This window comes from Psychrobacillus faecigallinarum (genome assembly GCF_014836595.1).
Lineage (GTDB): Bacteria > Bacillota > Bacilli > Bacillales_A > Planococcaceae > Psychrobacillus > Psychrobacillus faecigallinarum.
Genome location: NZ_JACSQO010000007.1, coordinates 40,757 through 60,677, shown reverse-complemented (window position 1 = coordinate 60,677; position 19,921 = coordinate 40,757). Strand labels below are relative to the sequence as shown.

Here is a 19,921-nt window from a genome sequence, read left to right as displayed (position 1 = left end):
TTTTTCATTTATTTCTATCCTTCAAATGCCTCTTGAAACTTGGTCATAAACAAATCGGTGTCTCCCATATCGTCTACTTCCACATCTTCTGGTAAAGGAGGCAATGCACTTATATCTTTTAAACCGAAGTACTGTAGGAATTCCTGTGTGGTGCCGTACAAGATAGCCCTACCCGTTCCTTCTGCACGTCCAACTTCTTGAACTAGTCCTTTAGCAGATAAAGTATGTATCGGTCTTTCTGATTTCACTCCTCTTATATCCTCTATTTCTACCCTTGTAATAGGCTGCTTATATGCGATGATAGCCAAAACCTCCAAAGATGCCTGAGATAGAGATTGAGTAGTAGGATTTTCAACTAGCTTTTGAATACAATCCACGTTTTCTTCCTTCGTTACTAATTGATACGTGCCAGCAAGTTGTTTAAGTTGAATTCCTCTTTCCTCAGAATCTTCATATTCCATCATAAGCGAGTCTAAAGCTTCTCTTACATTTTCTTCATCTTCCTCCGTTAAAAATGCAAGCTGTTTCTTTGTTAAGCCATCTTCTCCACTAACAAATAAGAGGCTTTCTATTTTACTCTTCAATTTCTTCATATATTTCTATTTCCTTTCCTAGTTGAACAAATAAATCTTCAAAATTTTTCTTCTGCTCAACCTTGACCGCCTGTCGTTTCATAAGCTCTAATATTGCCAAGAAAGTAGTAACAATTGTTGTTTTATCTCTAGTAGGGAAAAGCTCATAAAATGACAGTCTTCCATTATGCTCTTTTAATGTAGAGATTACATTATTCATCGACTCTCGAATGGAGACCTCTTGTTTACTTACGCGAGTATGGAGAGGAGCATTTAGCTGTTTTCTCCGAAGCATCTTCTGGAAAGCACCAAGCATATCGTAAACATTTACTTCAAGATCAAACAAGGCCAATTGCTGATTGCTTTGATAGCCACTCAAATCCGTTGGAGGCTTAGTGTAAAATAGATTTCGAGTTTCTTCTAACTCTTGCAAATTACTAGCAGCTTCTTTGTATTTCTTGTACTCTATTAATTTAAGAACTAACTCGTCCCTAGGATCGTCAAGATTAATATCAAAATCATCTTCCAGTTGATCATCCTGATGAATCGGAAGAAGCATTTTACTTTTAATAGAGAGCAAGGTAGCGGCCATCACTAAGTATTCACTTGCTTCATTTAACTCCAGCACACGCATCGCATGTATGTGTTCCATATATTGCGTGGTGATTTCGGCCATTTTAATATCATATATATCTATTTCCAAACGATTTATTAAATGTAATAATAAATCGAGTGGACCTTCAAATGCTTCTGTTTTTACTTCGTAAGACATAAAACTCCACCTAATATTAATTTTAATCATAATTATAGAGGAAAGGTGATTGTAATGCACCCTACATTCCATCCTAATTTTGTTCAATTTTTAAAAGAATTTAATGACATCAACGATTATTTCGAATGCCACGAGCTGTTAGAAGACTATTGGAAGGAAGTTGCACCTCGCCAAAAAGTACATTCTTTGGCTGCACTTATCCTACTTTCCACTTCTATGTACCATTGGCGTAGAGGGAATTTTTCAGGAGCACTAAAAACAATGGGTGGCAGTATTAAGCGAATGAAAGAAACAAGTCACTCTCCCTTCTTTGAAACTATTAATTTTCATCGATTATACCAAGATGCTACAAATGCCTATAATTCTATCCAAAGGCAGGAACCATTTTTAGGATTTCAAATTGACATCCAAAACAAGGAGCTTCTTTCCCGGGTTGAGGAGATACCATTCGTAAAGGAAGAAGATCGAAATTTTCTTATTCATAAACATATGCTTAGAGATCGCTCTGAAATACTTGAAGAACGAGAAAAACAGAAAAAAAGAAGAGAAGGCCACTAAGGTCAGTTCTCTTCTTTATCTGCATTGCATTTTTCAAAGAAAGGTTTTATTTCTTCCGTTGGTTTTACAGTGGTGGTTTGTAAAATATTCGACAGTGTTTGAACCATATTTTTGCCAATACCTTCACCTCGATGAGAAGGATTCACAGAAATATGCTGAATGACACCTTCAGTGCCTTCCATACGAACTCCTACAATTCCTACTACATCTTCATCCTTTTTCCAAACAAATAAATGCCAATCTGGATTAGATTCATATTGATGAATTGTTTCTAGCAATTTTTTTAAATCTTTTTCATTGGGCATGAAAGACAACAGCCCCATAGAAATTTTTTCATATGCTTTTTTATAACGACATAACATGTTTTAGACCCTCTTTTAATTTCTTTAAAAGAACTTTACTACCTTTTATGATAATTGTCCAACTATAGTTTAACATTTGGTGCTATAAGGAACCAATACAATGCTCCCCATACTATACCAACTATAAATATAATTAGAAACAAAATAACATTCTTGTTTTTCACTTAGCCTCTTCCTTTCTCTAACGTGAAGGGAAGGTCAAGACGAACAAGGTCTTCCAGAGTTTCTCGTTTCACTGCCAACTGGTGACGACCGTTTTCAACAAAAACAACGGCGGGTTTTGCTATGCGATTATAATTGCTTGCCATTGCATAACCATATGCACCTGTACAAAAAACAGCCAAAATATCCCCTGGTGAAGCTTTTGGTAGTGTAATATGTTCAATTAGCTTGTCACCAGATTCACAGCATTTACCAGCAATGGTATACTCCACTTCCTTGAGTTCTCCCATTTTGTTAGCAATAGCTGCACTGTACTCCGCTCCATATAAAGCTGGGCGAATATTATCAGACATACCGCCATCAACCGCTAAATAGTTTCGTATTTCTGGCACTTCTTTTTCCGAGCCGATCGTGTAAAGTGACGTTCCCGCGTCCCCTACTAACGAACGACCAGGTTCAATCCATATTTCAGGCATATCTAGGTTCGCTTTGGAAACTAAATCTTTTACTGCAATCACCATTTCCTTCACATAAATAGACGGTTCTAATGGTGTGTCTTGCTCCGTATATTTAATCCCAAACCCTCCACCTAAATTTAGCACTGTACAAGCGTAATTAAAGGTGTTTTCCCACTCAATCATTTTAGTAATAAGCTTCTCTGCTGCCACTTTAAATCCGATTGTTTCAAAAATTTGGGACCCGATATGGCAGTGCAATCCCAGTAATTCAATAAATTCATCTTTATAAACCTGTTGGAAAGCTTTATCTGCTTGTCCATTCATCAAATCGAATCCGAATTTTGAGTCTTGTTGTCCAGTCGTAATATAATCATGGGTATGTGCTTCAACCCCTGGAGTCACTCTCAGAAGAACTTTCACTTTTTGGTTGAGTTTAACAGTTAGTTGTTTTAAAAGCTCAATTTCATAAAAATTATCCACCACTATACAACCAATTTTATGCTCCATAGCTAATATTAATTCTTCAACACTTTTATTGTTACCATGAAAATGAATACGCTCTGCAGGATACCCTGCTTTAATAGCTGTATATAGTTCTCCAGCGGAGACAACGTCTAAGGATAAGCCTTCTTGCTCAATCACTTGGTACATCGCAACGCTAGAGAAGGCTTTACTTGCATAGGCAACCTGTGCAACTACATTTTCTTGCTTGAATGTGTCTAAAAAGGCTCTAGCTCTAGCTCTAATAAGAGACAGATCATATACAAACAGAGGAGTCTCATATGTTTTTGCAAGTTCTAAGGAGTCAATACCACCTATTAATAGGTGCCCTTTTTCGTTCACAGCATGCTCTGATACCATTACCATGTATCCTCGCCTCTTTTCCTCATTTCTATATGAACTTTACCATATCGAATAAGGGAAATGCAATGCTATTTGGAGCGATCTCGAACAGGTGATCGTGTTATATAAGGTCGCTTTGCGTTGGTTGGCATCGGAAAACGAATGAGTATACGAGCAAATGCTCTTGGATAAAAAGGAATTAACGGCCATAAATAGGGTACATTTAACGGTTTAAGACTACATATGTACCAAATCAAACATACGGTTGCTATAAAAAATCCATTTACTCCTAAAATGGCTGTCCCAATTAAAATAAACATTCTGAATATTTTAGTCGCTATACTTAGCTCATAGGAAGGGATAGCAAATGTAAATATAGCTGTGATTGCTGTGTATAAAATGACTTCAGAAACAAATAATCCAACATCTACAGCCATTTGGCCAATAACTAATGCCGCAATGATACCCATCGCAGTGGATAACGGAGTAGGAGTATGAATAGCTGCTAGCCTTAAAAATTCTATCCCAATATCCGCAAAGATTATTTGTAGTAAAAGCGGAATGGCACTTTTCTCATTGGGACCTAAGAAGTCCAAGGCATTCGGAAGAAGTTCTGGATGCTTAGACATTAAATACCAAAATGGCAAGAGAAATAAACTGAAGAAAACACCAAAAAAACGAATCGATCTTACTAAAGTTCCTATTGCCGGTGCCTGTCTATACTCCTCTGCATGTTGTAAATGGTGGAAAAGAGTCGTAGGGACTATAATAACCGATGGAGAGGTATCTACTACGAGTAAAATATGTCCTTCAAGCAAATGTGCAGCAGCTATATCCGGTCGTTCTGTAAAGCGAACAAAAGGCATAGGATGAAAGCCTTGAACAAATAACCATTCCTCTAATGCCTTATCGCTCATTGTAAAACCGTCATGTTTAATATTTTTAAGACGCTTCCGAATAAGTTTTAAGTTTTCTTCATTTGCCACTCCTTTAATATAGGAAATTGCAATGTCCATTTTACTCATGGAGGATATTTGGTGTAGTTCAAATCGGAGATTGGTGTCTCTTATTCGTCTACGAATGAGAGCAGTGTTTAATACAATATTTTCGGTAAAGCCATCCCTGGAGCCTCGTACAACCTTTTCGTTGTCAGGCTCCTCAGGTGTTCTACCGGGATAGCTACGTACATCAATCGTGTAAACAGATCCATTTTCTAAAATGAATGTTACCTGACCACTTAGTAGCGCGGCAATCCATTTTTCTCTAGAATCATATTCCGTTATAGAGTAATAAGGAAAATAATGACTCATAATTTCATTTTGATCTAGGTCCTCTTCTGGAGGACATTTTAAAGTGCCGGTCATCAATTCAGTTAACGTTGGACCATCGATAAGACCGTTAATATAAACAAGTAACACTGGAAATTTAAACAAATGGGTATGAAGAATCCCGAAATCATAAGACTCATTCACCCCAAACTTCTCTTTTAAATATGCTTCGGCCTCGGCCACATCCTTAAATAACGGTTTCGTAATAATCACCTATCTCTAGCTTTTGTATTAGCGGTACTACCAACAGGCACTAGCCAGCTCTTTAACTGTGTCAATATCTTCTTTTCTAGCCTTGACACCTGAACCTGGGATATACCTAACCTTTCAGCAATATCACTTTGAGTACAGTCTAGGTAATAACGCAGATAAATAATCATCTGTTCTCGTTTTTCTAGTTTTTCTACCAATTCTCTCAGAGGAATATGATCAAATGACTTTTCAGAACGCTCATCTCTCATTTGGTCCATCAAGGTTAAAGCATCACCACTATCGTTTTCATAGAGTTGCTCCTGCAAGGATGCGGGATCTCTTAAAGCGTCCGTGGCCATAACTATATCTTCTCTTGAAACCTCTAATATACTTGCTAGCTCTAAAATGGTTGGCTGCCGTTCATGAGTCTTAAGAAAATCGTCTGTAGCATGACGAATTTTAAAATTTAATTCGCGTATTGATCGGCTTATCTTCACCATTCCATCATCTCTAAGAAATCTCTGTATTTCTCCAATAATCATAGGAACTGCATACGTAGAAAACTTTACCTCATAGGACAAGTCGAATTTATCAACCGACTTCATAAGACCAATACATCCAATTTGAAATAAATCCTCTAGGTCTGCCCCCCTAGAAGCAAAGCGCTGAACAATAGACCAAACCAATCTTGTATTTCCTTCTATCATTTGCTGTCTGGCAAACTTATCCCCTTCCTGCGACAAGGCAATAAGTTCTCTCATTTTCTCTTGGGTCAGTAAAATAGTTGGCTTGTTGTTCATCATTAGACGATCCTACATGATTCTTGAATTGGTACAAATTTCTTCGTGATAGTAACGGTTGTCCCCCTATCAGGAATGGAGTAAATATCCACGTCGTCACTGAAGCTTTCCATTATCGTAAAGCCCATTCCAGAGCGTTCCTGCTCAGGCTTGGTAGTATATAAAGGCTCTCTCGCCTGTGTCACATCTTGTATTCCACGCCCATAATCAACGATGGAGACCACAATCTCTCTTCCGCTTCTTTCGGCATGAATTTCAATCTTGCCTACGCCATCCTCTTCATAACCGTGCACAATAGCATTGGTTACAGCTTCTGAGATAACTGTTTTAAATTCAGATAGCTCCTCAATTGTCGGATCAATTGCTGAGATAAAACTAGACATCACCATTCTCGCTAATGCTTCATTCTCACTTTTGGCAATAAAAGATAATGTGATTTCATTGTCCATAAACTATTCCCCCTAACTTTGAAATTATTTCAATTTCTGACTCACTGTAGATGTACGGGCTTAAACCTGCAAACTGAAAAATTTTACGCATCGTTGGTGACGGGTTAACTATAATTGTTTGACCATCAATTGGCGCTAGCTCTCGCATTCTACCTAGAATTAGTCCTATACCTGAACTATCCATAAAATTTAAATCTTTCAAATTCCAAACTAGTACTTTAATAGAGCCATTTTTAATCATTGGTACTATCTCATTCCTTATTTCAGAAGTGCTATGATGGTCTAGCTCACCTTTCAATCGAATAATTACAATTTCGTCTCCTACTTTTTCAACATCATGTTTCATAAAATCGCCTCCTCATAAAGCGCAATTCCACATAGAATTCTATAATCCTTTGCGCCTGACAAAAGTAGAAGAAATCATCGAAATTTAGAAGATTTTCGACAAATGGGCTATACACATTTAGTATGGGAATATTCAACAATTTTTAATCAAAAAATAGACATCTCGTAAAAGTTTTTATTAACTTTTACGAGATGTCTATGGAAGGGCAAATTCAAGCCTGTACTCTTTAAAATCTTTTACTCACTGAATATATGGTGTTGAAATACTAGGTTGTATAAAAGATAATCTGAAAACAACCAACTTTAAAATAGCCAACAAAAAAAAGAGCGACCAAGGTCGCTCTAATACAAATATCATTCTGTAATTATTTCATAAACTAATGGTGGTGCTTCTTTTCGTTCTGCTTCGATATGAATGTTTTCGTGTAATTTATTCATAACCTCTTGAACATTTTCAGAGTTCGCGTAAATAGTAGCAAGTGATTCGCCTTCATCTACTTGGTCTCCTACTTTTTTGTTTAGCATTATACCTACTGCTAAATCGATTTCAGACTCTTTTGTAGCTCTCCCAGCACCTAATAGCATGGCAGCAGTACCAATTTCATCTGCCTCCATATAAGTTACGAAGCCTGCGTTTTTAGCAGACACTTCAAAGATGAAATCTGCCTTTGGTAATAGAGCAGTATCGTCTACTACTTTTTCATTGCCACCCTGCCATTTGATGAATTGCTTGAAGATTTCTAGTGCAGAACCATCGTCGATTGCTTTTTGTAGCATTATACGGGCTTCTTCTAGAGTATCAGCTTTTTCTCCTACAACTACCATTTGGCTACCTAAAGTTAAGCATAGCTCAGTTAAATCATCCGGACCTTTGCCTTTTAGTGTGTCAATTGCTTCTTGTACTTCTAGGGCATTTCCAATCGCTCTTCCGAGTGGTTGGCTCATATCAGAAATAATTGCCATTGTTTGACGTCCTACACTATTACCGATTTGAACCATTGCTTTTGCAAGCTTTCGAGCATCTTCAGTTGTTTTCATGAAGGCACCGTCACCAGTTTTAACGTCTAAAACAATTGCACCTGCTCCTGCTGCAATTTTTTTACTCATAATTGAGCTAGCAATCAGTGGAATGCTGTTTACAGTAGAGGTAACATCGCGCAATGCATAGAGCTTTTTGTCAGCAGGTGTCAAGTTACCACTTTGCCCGATTACCGCTACTTTGATTTCATTAACCTGTTTAACAAACTGCTCAGAAGATAACTCCACATGGAAACCATCAATCGCCTCTAGTTTATCGATTGTTCCACCTGTGTGTCCAAGGCCACGTCCGCTCATTTTAGCTACTGGAACGCCACAAGCGGCAACTAGTGGACCCAAGACTAATGTAGTTGTGTCACCAACTCCACCGGTAGAGTGCTTATCAACCTTAACTCCTTCAATAGCAGAGAGGTCTATTTGCTCACCAGAATTGACCATAGCCATTGTTAGGTTAGCACGTTCTTCATCGTTCATATCCTGAAAATAAATGGCCATTAGTAAAGCACTAGCTTGATAATCTGGGATTGAATTGTTTGTATAGCCTTCAATAAAGAAATTGATTTCTTCTTTTGTTAAAGCTTGGCCGTCTCTTTTCTTTTCGATAATATCATTCATTCTCATTGTCATACACGTCCTTTATTTTAATAAGGATAGGAAGCTTTCACCAAAAGCTGTTGGTTTAACACCAAAGTTTTCAGTAATGGTTGCTCCGATATCTGCAAATGTCATGCGTAAAGGCAATTCTTTTACCTCTGTGAATCTAGGCGAATAAACTGTTAAAGGAACATATTCACGCGTGTGGTCTGTTCCAGGCATGGTTGGATCATTACCGTGATCGGCAGTGATAATCAATAAGTCATCTTCTGTGAGATTAGGAAGCGCTTCCTTCAAGCGAGCATCAAACTCTTCAAGTGCTTTACCATAACCGATCGGATCTCTTCTATGACCATATAAAGCATCAAAATCTACTAAATTTAAGAAGCTTATACCTGTAAAGTCTTTTGCCAATGTCTCGATAAATTTATCCATGCCATCCATATTATCTTTCGTTCTAACTGTTGAAGTAATACCTTCTCCATTAAAAATATCATTAATCTTACCAATTGCCATAACTTCTAAACCAGCGTCTTGTAATTCATTCATTGCAGTGCGACCAAATGGCTTCAATGCATAGTCATGACGATTAGAAGTTCTCACAAAGCTTCCTGGCTCTCCGATGAATGGACGTGCGATAATACGTCCCACTAAAAATTCAGGCGACAGAGTAAGCTCTCTAGCGATTTCACAAATTCGATATAATTCTTCTAGCGGTATAATTTCTTCATGAGCAGCTATTTGCAAAACAGGGTCTGCAGAAGTATATACAATGATTGCCCCTGTTTTCATATGCTCTTCCCCAAGCTCATCTAAAATCTCTGTACCACTTGCCGGTTTGTTCCCAATTACTTTACGACCAGTTTTTTCTTCTAAAGCAGCGATCAATTCAGCTGGGAAGCCGTTAGGATACACTTTAAAAGGTTTGTCGATGTTTAAGCCCATGATTTCCCAGTGACCTGTCATCGTGTCTTTTCCAACAGAAGCTTCTTGCATTTTACCAAAATAAGCTGCTGGTTTTTCTGCTGGAGCAATTCCTTTGATTGGTTCAATATTACCCAATCCTAGCTTTTGCATTTCTGGCATGTTTAAGCCATTCATCTTTTCTGCGATATGACCCAGCGTGTGTGAGCCTACGTCACCAAATGCTGCTGCATCAGGTGCTTCTCCAATTCCTACCGAATCCATAACAATAACATGTATACGCTTAAATTTTTCCATGAATAGTACCTCCTACTTGTTCTATATTAGTGTACCAAAAATTCCTCAAAAATAAATGTCAGACCTCTGACATTATGCACGAGGATGATATTGTTTGTAAACTTCTTTTAATCTTTTCTTGCTTACATGAGTGTAAATCTGTGTTGTAGAAATATCTGCATGCCCTAACATTTCCTGTACTGCCCTTAAATCAGCACCATTTTCAATTAGGTGAGTAGCAAAGGAATGCCTTAGTACATGAGGCGTAATTTCTTTTTTAATACCAGCCATAAGGGCATGTTTGTTTAGTAGTTTCCAAATACCCTGTCTTGTTAAACGTTTGCCACGCTGATTAATAAATATTGCGTCGGTACGTTCCTGTTTAAGTAACTGCGGCCTAGCATTTTCAATATAATTACTGCATGCTCGCAACGCAGCTCCTCCAAGTGGAATAATACGTTCCTTCCCGCCTTTTCCAAATACACGAACAAAGCCCATTGACAAATGTAAATCCTCGAGATTTAGATTTAGACATTCACTTATACGCATACCACTTGCATACATCAGTTCAAACATAGCCAAATCTCGAACACCCTGTGGCTTGGACACACTGATACTTCCAAGAAGACTGTTGAGTTCTTCTACTGACAAGAAGTTTGGGAGTTTCTGCTCCAACTGGGGCAGCTCTAAATGAATAGTCGGATCATTCGATGCCACTTTCTCTCTCAAAAGAAATTGATGAAAGGATCGAATAGATGATATATGACGAGAAATTGTCCTTGCAGACTTACCATTCTCCTTTAAATCTCTTAAATGGATGATAATATGCTGTCTTTCTACATCACTTAAACTCTGCAAATGCTGTTTTTCATAAACAGACTTCAAATAATCCGTTAAATCTTTTTTATACGAAATTAAAGTGTTTTCCGCTAACTGCCTTTCAATACGCAGGAAATGTAAATAGTCTTCTAAATGAAGTATGCCTTCTTTCAAATTTAAAATCTCCTTTTAAAAAATCTATGCTGATAGCTGCAAAAAAGGGAAGGGTAATTTCCCTAACCATTGGAGCTTTTTCATTTAACCTCGCGCTATAACGCTGAACCTAGATAAGTAATTTAGTAACAGCATATCCTTTTTTAACTATTAAAAAAAGGATAGCATATAATAGCTATCCTTTCCGGTTATTTATCTTGGCAACGATGACAAATCCCATGGAAAGTCAGTCGATGATCCTTTATGATAAAGTTCCATTTCTTTTCGACGATTTCCTCTACATCCTCGAGTAAATCCTCTTGAATTTCATCCACAGCTCCACATTCAATGCAAACAAGGTGATGGTGGAAATGAGCAGCGCCCTCTTGTCTCAAATCATAGCGTGATACGCCGTCTCCGAACTGAATCTTATCTACAACATTCAATTCGTTCAATAACTCTAATGTACGATAAACTGTCGCAAGCCCTATATCAGGAGATTTTTCTCTAACTAGTAGGAAAACATCTTCCGCACTCAAATGATCTTCTTCATTCTCAAGCAATACTCGAACTGTCGCTTCACGCTGTGGCGTCAGTTTATAGCCCGCACCAGATAATTGTTTTTTAATACGATCAATACGGCTTTCCATATGACGCCTCCTTAACTACCACTATTATACCAAGAAGTGTTTTCTCATTACAAGCCATTCACATAATAATTATTATTATTTAATACTAATTATTATATACTATAAATGGTAAAAGAATAAACTCTATTATAATAGTAATTATATAGAAGGCAAGTGTAAAGAGATTTACCCGATTTGCCAAAGCCAAAAGTAGAATGCAGTAAACTAGTTGAAAAGGAAACCACCAGAAAACATACGGGAATGTAGTTTCTTGTGTCTGTAGTAAATAACTTGAACAAAAGCCATAAAAGGTTATTTTGAAGGCACAAATAACTAATGTAAACTTTTGCAAATACCGATGCTGATAAAACAGAAAAAACACGACTGCAATCATCAAATGAGGAAAGATAGTCTCTAAAAAACTAGGTGGCCCTTCAAGTAAGACTCTTGCATCCAAAAGGTTGATGATCCATTGCTGCTGTTCTGGTGAACTTCTTTCGAATAATATTAATCCGCCAACAAAACTCAAAACTAGTACGCATAGTGAAATGAAAATAGTATAAGACTGGTTCAACTTGGAATCCCCCCTATCTATTTTCATCTTATGCTTGTACTAGGTTCAAACATGCTTCATTTTAAGTAATCTTTTAACCAAATATATGCAAACGCTGTTTTAGCATCAAATATTTGCTGAGAGATTACCATTTGTTCCATTTCCTCAAGTGATACGTGCAATAGTTCCACAAACTCATCCTCATCTAAAGCAGATGCTTGTTCCATTTTTGCAATATCCTCTGCCATATAAAGGTGAATAATCTCGTCAGCGAAGCCTGGTGAAGTGGCAAATGATTGGATAAATTTCATATTAGCACAGGTGTAACCTGTCTCCTCTTCTAACTCTCGCAATGCCGTTAGCTCAGGTGCCTCATTAGGTTCAATTTTGCCAGCTGGTATTTCAATAATAGAGCGTTCCAAAGCTTTTCTATACTGTTCTACCAAGATAATCTTTTTATCGTCTGTCACAGCTATTACTGCCACCGCTCCAGGGTGCTTAACAATCTCCCTTTTAGCTGTTTTACCATTTGGCAATAGTACTTCATCCACTTGTAAGGTTATGATTCGTCCAGAAAATTCAAGATTGGTCTGCACTGTTTTTTCTTCAAATTTTTTCATTGTTTCGCTCCCTCTTATTTGAATCTACCTAGTTCTCATTGTAACATGTAAGAAAGGAAGTGATAATCTTGGAAAAAAGACAATTAGGAAAAAGTGATGTTTCGATTTCAGAAATTGGACTTGGATGTATGTCACTGCCATCAAATCTTGAAGAAGCAGAAAAGATTATTCAAACCGCATTAGAACATGGCATTACTTATTATGATACTGCAGATTTATATGATCAGGGCGAAAATGAAAAAATGCTAGGGAGCCTTCTTAAATCTCATAGACAAGAGATAATCATTGCAACAAAGGTTGGTAATCGACCAAATGAAAATGGTGATGGCTGGCATTGGGACGCCTCTAAAGAATGGATTCAAAAAGCTATTCATGACTCCTTAAAACGTCTCCAAACAGATTATATCGATGTATACCAGCTCCATGGGGGAACAATGGAAGACAACGTGGATGAGGTTATCGACACAATGGAATCTCTCAAAAAAGATGGCCTAATTAGGGAATACGGCATCTCTTCTATTCGACCAAATGTTATCAATCGATTTTTGAATAAAAGCTCTGCAGTTTCAGTTATGATGCAATATAGTTTACTAGATAGAAGACCGGAGGAATGGCTTTCCTTACTCGAGCAAAACGATAGTTCACTACTCAGCAGGGGCTCACTTGCAAAGGGCTTGTTGACGGAAGATGAAGGTCTAATTCGAGCGAAAAAGACTGGAGATTACCTCTCCTACTCCAACAAAGAACTATTAGACACATTAGTTAAGCTTAAAGCATTAGATATACCTCTAAATTCGATTGCCCTTCATTATGTGCTTCAAAATGGTGCTGCAATCGTTGGAGCAAGCTCTAAAGAGCAACTAATGGAAACTATAGAAGCGTATAAATCCAAGGTTTCAATAGAAATACTAGAAAAAGCAGCTGAAATTACAAAAAAAGATAAATATACTGAGCATCGATTATAAAAACAAAGATTTTAGCCCCTGAAGGAACCTTACTTAGGGGCTTTTTATGTTTTACCGAGCATGAAATTGTATTGTCGTAAAATTTGAGCTGATTGTAGTAAATTAACCAAGGATTGTAGTAATTCCGCTAATGATTGTAGTAAATAAGCTATACTTTGTCGTAATTCACATAGTGTTGAAGCAATTTAGTTGGTTATTATAGAAATCTATGAGCTATTTAAAAATACGGGACATTGAACTAGAAACTACCGTTATCGCGCAAGAAGTCCATTGTAAGATGTACTCGTTCTTCCACTGAATAATCTCCTTCAATTCTCAATATCGGGCAGTTTAACGAATCCATCCATTGTTCGTGTAAAGCTTTACTCCTTACTTCTAAACCTGCGTAATCATATAAGGACGCCCATTCAATAAACTTCTTATATTGATCATGCTTAGCCCCACCTACATATATTTCATCCCCGTATCTTTCAAACTCTCTTTTCTCTAATCTTTTTAATCTAATATTTGGTGGAATCGACAAAAAAATGACCAAATCGAAATAAGATTTGAAGTTATCTCCCCAACCACATAATGCCCCTGATAAAATAGAGCTCTCATACTTATTTAGGTCTTCCTTCAGTAGATATCTTCTTTCTCCTACTTCTCTTATTTCCGTATATTTTGTTAACCAGAAATAATCATCCGTATCCAAATGTGTATTGTGAAGAACAGTTGATAATACTTGAGCCAAAGTAGTAGTGCCTGAGCCTGACGCACCTAAAATATGTATTTTCATTATTATTTCACCCCTCTTTCCATTTTCATCCTATCCATTCTAACCCAATAATTTCTCTTAATATAGTATCGTCTATATTCTTACCATCAAAATTTCAAAATTTTTTTATTTTTACATAAAAACACGTTACATCTATTTACATTTATTACATAACGGATTACAGTTAATAAATATTAACCGGTTAAAAAGGAGAATTTACATGCAGCAAAAATCCATTTTTATAATTGAAAGCTACGAACAGTTAAAGGTTATTAGTGATCCGTTACGTACTAAAATGCTGATGCTACTAGTCGAACAACCCCACACAGGACATATGCTTGCCCAGGAACTCAACTTATCTAGAGCAAAAATTCTTTATCATCTTCGAGAACTGGAGAAGCACCAAATCATTAAGCTTGTAAGAAAGGAAGAACGCGGAGGAAATATTCTAAAGTTTTACCAAGCTGTAGCAAAGGGGTTCATCCCTGCCGATAACCTATTAAGTTACGTGGAAGCAAAAGAGGCTACTAGACAGTCATATTTGGAGGTAATTGATCGTGCTAAGACCAGAGTTTTAACTGCACCTGATAAATCCTTTGAATTAAATTCGTCAAATGTCGAAGAATGGCCTAAACTCTCTATTCAAAAAGAAGTAAAAGTTAGTAAAGACAAATTCCTCGAATTTACTCGGAAGTATAGAGAGCTACTAGATGAGCTTGAAAAAGATACAGACCTTGAACAGCAAAACTATTATATTATGACCACTGCATTTCAGATTGAAGAACCTATCTTTAAAAACAAACCATAAGGTAAAAGGAGTATATCTATTGAGTAGAGAGCAAGTGTTAAGGGAAAACAAGAATGAATTCCTTTCTTCAAATTTGTTAAGAAATCGAGCATTTGTTTTTTTATGGTTATCAAGTACAACCTCTTTTTTAGCACTATCTACTTATTTATTTGCGGAGCAATGGTATATCATCAAGGTTCTAAATAAAGAAAGTGCCCTTGGGATTGTGATGATGTTAACTATGCTACCACGTATCATCTTTATGACAATTGGTGGAGTATGGGCAGACCGCTATAAAAGATCTCAAATTATGCTTGTTTCAAGTTTAGTAAGATGTGTTTTGGTTATAATTATGGTATTTTTTCTACGAATGGATATTCTTGAATTCTGGCCTCTAATTTGCTTTGCATTATTATTTGGAGTATTAGATGCATTCTTTTCTCCAGCAAATACATCATTACTTCCTAACCTAGTTTCCAAAGATCTTCTTACAAGATCAAATTCATTTATCCAAAGCTCAAACCAAATTGCTATGTTTTCTGGGCCAATGATTGGTGGATGGGTACTTACTGTAGGATCTTTTAGTATTTTATTTTCGTTAATCGCATTCTTTTTGTCTTTGACTTTTGTTTTTTCCGCATTCATAAAGGAAGAAAATCGTAAACAAAACTCCTCGAAAATGGATAGTACGAAAGAGAAATTAAAAGAAGGATTTTCCTATGTTTGGAAGATGCCCTTCCTTAAAAATATGTTGTTTGTTCTAGTTGTCATTAACTTTTTCTTTTTCGGTCCGCTTCTCATGGGCATACCACTTCTAGTAGACAAAGTGATCCATGGAGTACCGTTAGATTTAAGCTTTTTACAAGGCTCTTACCAAGGTGGAATGTTAGTCGGTGCCATAATTGTAGGATTACTAAACTTAAGAAAGAAAAGAGGACTAATAGTATTACTAATCATTTCTATCCTGGGGCTTCTCTTATCTTTACTTGGTCAAATCGAAGCAGTTTGGCAAGGTATTATCTTACTTTTGATGATGGGCGTCCTTTCCTCGATAATTAATGTTTCACTCATCTCCCTTATTCAAGAGCAATGTGATGAAGAAAAAATGGGAAGAGTAATGAGCCTTATTAATGCCTCATCTAATGGTCTTGTCCCACTTTCCTATGGGTTTGTTTCATTAGCACTAATGTTGAATATAACAATTTCGAACATTATGCTTTTATGTGGCATTTTAATAGTAATTATTTCTATAATATTTACGTTGAATTCAAGAGTAATAAAAGAAGTAAATTAGTGTTTGAAGATAAATAGTCCTTATGGAAAGCTATAAAAAAGAGCTGCCCCAAAAGTCTGGTAAACTTTTGAGACAGCCCTTACTTTGAGATTATTTCCATTCTCTTTCTGTGTAGCCTTTTGCTTTAATACCTTCGTTTGTTTCCTTGATGATTGCTTCTCCACCTCGTTTCATGTACTCATCTACTAGGCTATCCCAATCAGAAATCGGTCTTTGGCCAGCAATCATTTTGGATTGCTCGTTCATAATGAACTGAGTTAGATCTGTGCCTTTTTCTTGGTTAGTTGGAGACATAACCCCATATGATGGATCCACATATAATTTATTGGCTTCAAACATTTCTTGTAAAGATTGAACCATTTCCTTCATCTCTGGCATTTTGTAGTCATCAGCATATGTGATATTTGCATCTGTTGGTACTTGCTCACGATTGTCTAAGAAATAAGTTGAAGGAGAAAGCCCATCTGATGAGAAGTTTGGCAATTGAACAGCCTGCCCGTCTTCCATGTTATATCCTTTACCTTCTCCACCTAAATAGAAATCGAAATCCGCATTGTCTGGATTTTTCGTGTCTCTTGGATAGAATTTCTTCCCGAAGTCTACCATTTCTAATGCACGGAAAATCTTACCTTCATCACCAGCCATTTTTGCATTAAGTGCTAGAATTCCTGAATAGCCAGATCCGATTGTAAAGCCTTTTGATTTATCAGGTGCTTCAAAAGGAGGAATTGCTACTAAGTGAGCGTCTGGATTTGCTGCTAATAATCCCTCAAAGTAAGCCTCTGACATACCTGAAACGCCACCAACAAATATTCCAGCCTTACCAGAATAAAACTCAGTGTTTGTACTAGCCCAATCAAGTACTGCGAAATCCTTTGTCATCGCACCTTCTTTATAAAGGTTAGCGAAGAATTGAATCAAATCTTTTCTTCCTTCAGAAATGATACCTGGGATATAATTGCCTTCCTCGTCTTGGTGGTACCATGCATTAAAATCCCAGTATGTTCCCATGTTAAAGTTCGGGTTAATATTTTCTCCAATTGCAACCCCATAAGTATCATTTTTACCATTACCATCCGGATCTTCCTTCGTAAAGGCAATTGCAACCTTCTCTAATTCTTCATAGTTTGTTGGGATTTCTAAGCCAAGCTTATCTAACCAATCCTTACGAATAACTGGCGTTACAGGATATGGTTGAGAGTAACGAGGAATACCATATATTTTGCCATTCACCTTAAAAGAGTTATAGACATAGTCTGGAATGTTTCCTAGCGTGTCATAGTGCTTAAGATAATCATCTAGTGGCAAGAACGCTCCCTGTTCAGCCCATTGATAAAAGCGTGTATCTGTGCCTGGAAAACCGATTAAATCTGGCATAGAGCCGGATGCTACTATAGCAGAAGACTTTTCAATGTAATCTCCCTGAGGTATAATTTCTGGCTTGTAGTCTACATTGAAGCGCTCGTTGATCATATCAAGTCCTGGACTTTTTAGTGGTGGCGGATCTCCAAAACGGAATGTCATCCCTGTAATTGTATACTTCTCTGTATGATCAAAAGGATCTACTTTAGGTTCCTCTTTATTTCCTTCTTCAGTCTTTGTTTCATCTGCAGGCTCTTTCGTTGGTTCAGTTTGGGCATTTTCATCGGTACAAGCTACTAAAACAAGACCAATAATAAGAATTATAAAACCATAAAACCACTGCTTACTTCTCACATTAACCCCTCCGTTACTATTTTTGTTGGCTGGTGAAAAAAATCTGCGATGTCATTACAATAGAAAGTTATCCTTTGACAGACCCAAGCATCACTCCTTTAGCAAAGTGTTTTTGTAAGAAAGGATAGACTATCAAAATTGGTAAGGTGGCTAACAAAATAGCTGCCATCTGTACCGTTTCTGGAGGTGGTAAATTTTCAAGCATGGCTGCATGCCCACCGAGTGCAGCATTAGGTTCGTTGACAATAACGATTTGCCTTAAAATTACTTGAATCGGCCATTTTGCAGGATCATTTAAATAGAGAACTCCCGAAAAATAGCTATTCCAATGACCTACCGCGTAAAATAAACCAAACGCCGCCAATGCCGGCTTAGATAAAGGCAAGATAATACGAGTAAATATTTGAATATCATTTGCACCATCTATTAACGCTGCCTCAGTTAGTTCCTCAGGAATGCCCTTAAAAAACTGAGTAATAATAATCAAATTAAAAGGACTGATTGCAACAGGGATTATAAGTGCCCATAGGGAATTTAATAATCCTGTTTCCTTTACGACGATATAAGTTGGAATCATCCCCGCTGAAAAAAGCATTGTAAATAAAACTAGAAAAAGAATTGTACGCTGACCCAAAATGTTTCTAGTTAATGAGTAAGCCATAGTGGTTGTAAACAATAGGTTAACAAAAGTACCTATTACAGTAATATAAACAGTCACAAATAAGGATCTTACAAATTGATCAGAACCTAGTATATACGTATAGGCATCAGTCACCCATTCCTTTGGCCATATGAGGAAATCGCTATTTAATACATCACTGACGCTGGAAAAAGAAACTGAGAAAATATATAAAAATGGAAATAGCATTGCAGCAGCAATAACTAAAAGAACCGTTCCATTAAAAAAATCCATTACTTTTTCTCCTGAAGATCTGAACATTAACATACCCCCTATCAAATGAGACCTTTCTTCATAGTCTCATCATCCTAAATTATCAATCTATCAATATAAACCTTCCTCCCCAAAGCGTTTTGCTAGCCTATTTGCGAGTACTACTAATATTAATCCAATAATCCCTTTGAATAAGCCAACGGCAGTAGCAAAGCTGAAATTAGCCTGTTGTATTCCCTTGAAGTATACATATGTGTCGAGCACGTTCCCAGATTCCATGTTGAAGGGATTTAACATCAGAAAGATTTGCTCGAAACCGCTATCCATTACATTTCCTAGGCGAAGAATTAGCAGAATGACAATTGTACTTTTCAATGCAGGTAGAGTAATATGCCAAATCTGTCTCATTCGACTTGCACCATCCATTACTGCAGCCTCGTATAGATGAGGGCTGATTCCTGATAAGGCGGCCAAGAACAATATTGTTCCCCACCCAGATTCCTTCCATATTACTTGAAGGATAACAATGGGCTTAAACATAGCTGGATCTGTTAAAAAAGGAATAGGATTTATATCTAGAAAGGTTCCTAGAAAGTTATTCACCAAACCTTCACTCCGAAGAAAAATAACTGTAATACCAACAACTACTACCCATGAAAGAAAGTGGGGCATATAAACAATTGATTGAAGAAACCTTTTATAAAGTTGGTTCCTTAACTCATTTAGCATGAGGGCCAGAATAATTGAGATTGGGAAAGCAAAAACAATTTGTAGTAGAGAAATTTGTAGTGTATTCCATATAACTTGCACCACTTCAGCATCCTCAAATATTAATCGAAAGTATTTTAACCCTACCCAAGGACTATCAATAAACCCTATAAAGGGACTATAATCCTTAAATGCAAGAAGTATACCGACCATAGGAATATATCGATAGATTAAAAAATATAATGCCCCCGGCAAAAGAAGTAACAATAAATAGCGATCTCTCCATAATTTTTGTTTAATGGAATTTTTCTTGGACGGCTTGGGGTTTTTCTTCAATTCAGTTACTGGAGGTACA

General features: G+C 36.9%; 22 protein-coding genes. 4 read left to right on the top strand and 18 right to left on the bottom strand.

Annotated elements, in window-relative coordinates:
• Positions 1 to 14: 14 nt before the first annotated feature.
• Both scpB and H9650_RS13575 read right to left on the bottom strand, forming a co-directional pair.
• Complete coding sequence (gene scpB, locus H9650_RS13580; protein ID WP_144536965.1) at positions 15 to 593, bottom strand: SMC-Scp complex subunit ScpB; 579 nt, start codon at positions 591 to 593, stop codon at positions 15 to 17.
• Positions 574 to 1,344, bottom strand: coding sequence for a segregation/condensation protein A (locus tag H9650_RS13575; RefSeq protein WP_144536967.1), 771 nt, complete (start codon positions 1,342 to 1,344; stop codon positions 574 to 576). The genes scpB and H9650_RS13575 overlap by 20 nt, the downstream gene beginning before the upstream one ends.
• 54 nt (positions 1,345 to 1,398) lie before the next feature.
• Here H9650_RS13575 and H9650_RS13570 point away from each other — a divergent pair, with 54 nt between their 5' ends.
• Positions 1,399 to 1,902 (top strand): DUF309 domain-containing protein, encoded by a 504-nt coding sequence (locus H9650_RS13570; RefSeq protein WP_151110199.1) that lies wholly within the window; start codon positions 1,399 to 1,401, stop codon positions 1,900 to 1,902.
• Between the two features lie 2 nt (positions 1,903 to 1,904).
• Here the strand turns inward: H9650_RS13570 and H9650_RS13565 are convergent, their stop codons facing one another.
• The 12 genes from H9650_RS13565 to H9650_RS13510 all read right to left on the bottom strand — a co-directional run bounded on the left by H9650_RS13565 (position 1,905) and on the right by H9650_RS13510 (position 12,447).
• Entirely contained in the window at positions 1,905 to 2,264 is a 360-nt protein-coding gene (locus H9650_RS13565) for a GNAT family N-acetyltransferase (protein WP_144536969.1), read from the bottom strand.
• Positions 2,265 to 2,428: 164 nt separating this feature from the next.
• The gene (gene lysA / locus H9650_RS13560; protein ID WP_144536971.1) at positions 2,429 to 3,751 is read right to left on the bottom strand and encodes a diaminopimelate decarboxylase; all 1,323 of its coding nucleotides are present in this window, start codon (positions 3,749 to 3,751) and stop codon (positions 2,429 to 2,431) included.
• A gap of 65 nt (positions 3,752 to 3,816) precedes the next feature.
• Positions 3,817 to 5,262, bottom strand: coding sequence for a spore germination protein (locus tag H9650_RS13555; protein WP_151113699.1), 1,446 nt, complete (start codon positions 5,260 to 5,262; stop codon positions 3,817 to 3,819).
• Between the two features lie 2 nt (positions 5,263 to 5,264).
• On the bottom strand, positions 5,265 to 6,050 hold the full coding sequence (locus tag H9650_RS13550; protein WP_144536972.1) for a SigF/SigG family RNA polymerase sporulation sigma factor: 786 nt from the start codon (positions 6,048 to 6,050) through the stop codon (positions 5,265 to 5,267).
• Positions 6,050 to 6,496 carry an anti-sigma F factor gene (spoIIAB, locus tag H9650_RS13545; RefSeq protein WP_144536974.1) on the bottom strand — a complete coding sequence of 149 codons (447 nt, stop codon included), beginning with the start codon at positions 6,494 to 6,496 and terminating at the stop codon, positions 6,050 to 6,052. The genes H9650_RS13550 and spoIIAB overlap by 1 nt, the downstream gene beginning before the upstream one ends.
• Positions 6,486 to 6,842 carry an STAS domain-containing protein gene (locus H9650_RS13540; RefSeq protein WP_144536977.1) on the bottom strand — a complete coding sequence of 119 codons (357 nt, stop codon included), beginning with the start codon at positions 6,840 to 6,842 and terminating at the stop codon, positions 6,486 to 6,488. Before H9650_RS13540 ends, spoIIAB begins: the two co-directional genes overlap by 11 nt.
• Positions 6,843 to 7,195: 353 nt before the next feature.
• Positions 7,196 to 8,500 carry a pyrimidine-nucleoside phosphorylase gene (locus tag H9650_RS13535; RefSeq protein WP_191697442.1) on the bottom strand — a complete coding sequence of 435 codons (1,305 nt, stop codon included), beginning with the start codon at positions 8,498 to 8,500 and terminating at the stop codon, positions 7,196 to 7,198.
• Between the two features lie 15 nt (positions 8,501 to 8,515).
• Positions 8,516 to 9,694: a phosphopentomutase gene (deoB, locus tag H9650_RS13530; RefSeq protein WP_191697441.1), complete on the bottom strand. Its 1,179-nt coding sequence runs from the start codon at positions 9,692 to 9,694 to the stop codon at positions 8,516 to 8,518.
• Positions 9,695 to 9,766: 72 nt separating this feature from the next.
• Complete coding sequence (gene xerD / locus H9650_RS13525; RefSeq protein ID WP_225216081.1) at positions 9,767 to 10,666, bottom strand: site-specific tyrosine recombinase XerD; 900 nt, start codon at positions 10,664 to 10,666, stop codon at positions 9,767 to 9,769.
• Between the two features lie 188 nt (positions 10,667 to 10,854).
• Positions 10,855 to 11,295: a ferric iron uptake transcriptional regulator gene (gene fur, locus H9650_RS13520; RefSeq protein WP_144536985.1), complete on the bottom strand. Its 441-nt coding sequence runs from the start codon at positions 11,293 to 11,295 to the stop codon at positions 10,855 to 10,857.
• 85 nt (positions 11,296 to 11,380) lie between these two features.
• Positions 11,381 to 11,848, bottom strand: a complete 468-nt coding sequence (locus H9650_RS13515) for a hypothetical protein (protein ID WP_144536987.1) — start codon at positions 11,846 to 11,848, stop codon at positions 11,381 to 11,383.
• A 56-nt stretch (positions 11,849 to 11,904) separates the two neighbouring features.
• A complete protein-coding gene (locus tag H9650_RS13510) occupies positions 11,905 to 12,447 on the bottom strand; it encodes an NUDIX hydrolase (protein ID WP_154310950.1) in 543 nt (180 codons plus the stop codon).
• Positions 12,448 to 12,515: 68 nt separating this feature from the next.
• Here H9650_RS13510 and H9650_RS13505 point away from each other — a divergent pair, with 68 nt between their 5' ends.
• Positions 12,516 to 13,412: an aldo/keto reductase gene (locus H9650_RS13505; protein WP_191697440.1), complete on the top strand. Its 897-nt coding sequence runs from the start codon at positions 12,516 to 12,518 to the stop codon at positions 13,410 to 13,412.
• A 238-nt stretch (positions 13,413 to 13,650) separates the two neighbouring features.
• Here the strand turns inward: H9650_RS13505 and H9650_RS13500 are convergent, their stop codons facing one another.
• A complete protein-coding gene (locus tag H9650_RS13500) occupies positions 13,651 to 14,190 on the bottom strand; it encodes a P-loop NTPase family protein (protein WP_191697439.1) in 540 nt (179 codons plus the stop codon).
• 199 nt (positions 14,191 to 14,389) lie between these two features.
• Here H9650_RS13500 and H9650_RS13495 point away from each other — a divergent pair, with 199 nt between their 5' ends.
• Both H9650_RS13495 and H9650_RS13490 read left to right on the top strand, forming a co-directional pair.
• Positions 14,390 to 14,977 carry an ArsR/SmtB family transcription factor gene (locus tag H9650_RS13495; RefSeq protein WP_144536995.1) on the top strand — a complete coding sequence of 196 codons (588 nt, stop codon included), beginning with the start codon at positions 14,390 to 14,392 and terminating at the stop codon, positions 14,975 to 14,977.
• 19 nt (positions 14,978 to 14,996) lie between these two features.
• The gene (locus H9650_RS13490) at positions 14,997 to 16,250 is read left to right on the top strand and encodes an MFS transporter (protein ID WP_191697438.1); all 1,254 of its coding nucleotides are present in this window, start codon (positions 14,997 to 14,999) and stop codon (positions 16,248 to 16,250) included.
• Between the two features lie 90 nt (positions 16,251 to 16,340).
• On the opposite strand, the gene H9650_RS13485 is transcribed toward H9650_RS13490, so the two are convergent.
• The 3 genes from H9650_RS13485 to H9650_RS13475 form a co-directional block, all read right to left on the bottom strand.
• Positions 16,341 to 17,966, bottom strand: a complete 1,626-nt coding sequence (locus H9650_RS13485; protein ID WP_191697437.1) for an extracellular solute-binding protein — start codon at positions 17,964 to 17,966, stop codon at positions 16,341 to 16,343.
• A 67-nt stretch (positions 17,967 to 18,033) separates the two neighbouring features.
• On the bottom strand, positions 18,034 to 18,906 hold the full coding sequence (locus H9650_RS13480) for a carbohydrate ABC transporter permease (protein ID WP_151110216.1): 873 nt from the start codon (positions 18,904 to 18,906) through the stop codon (positions 18,034 to 18,036).
• A gap of 63 nt (positions 18,907 to 18,969) precedes the next feature.
• A complete protein-coding gene (locus H9650_RS13475) occupies positions 18,970 to 19,902 on the bottom strand; it encodes an ABC transporter permease (RefSeq protein ID WP_225216080.1) in 933 nt (310 codons plus the stop codon).
• Positions 19,903 to 19,921 lie beyond the last annotated feature (19 nt).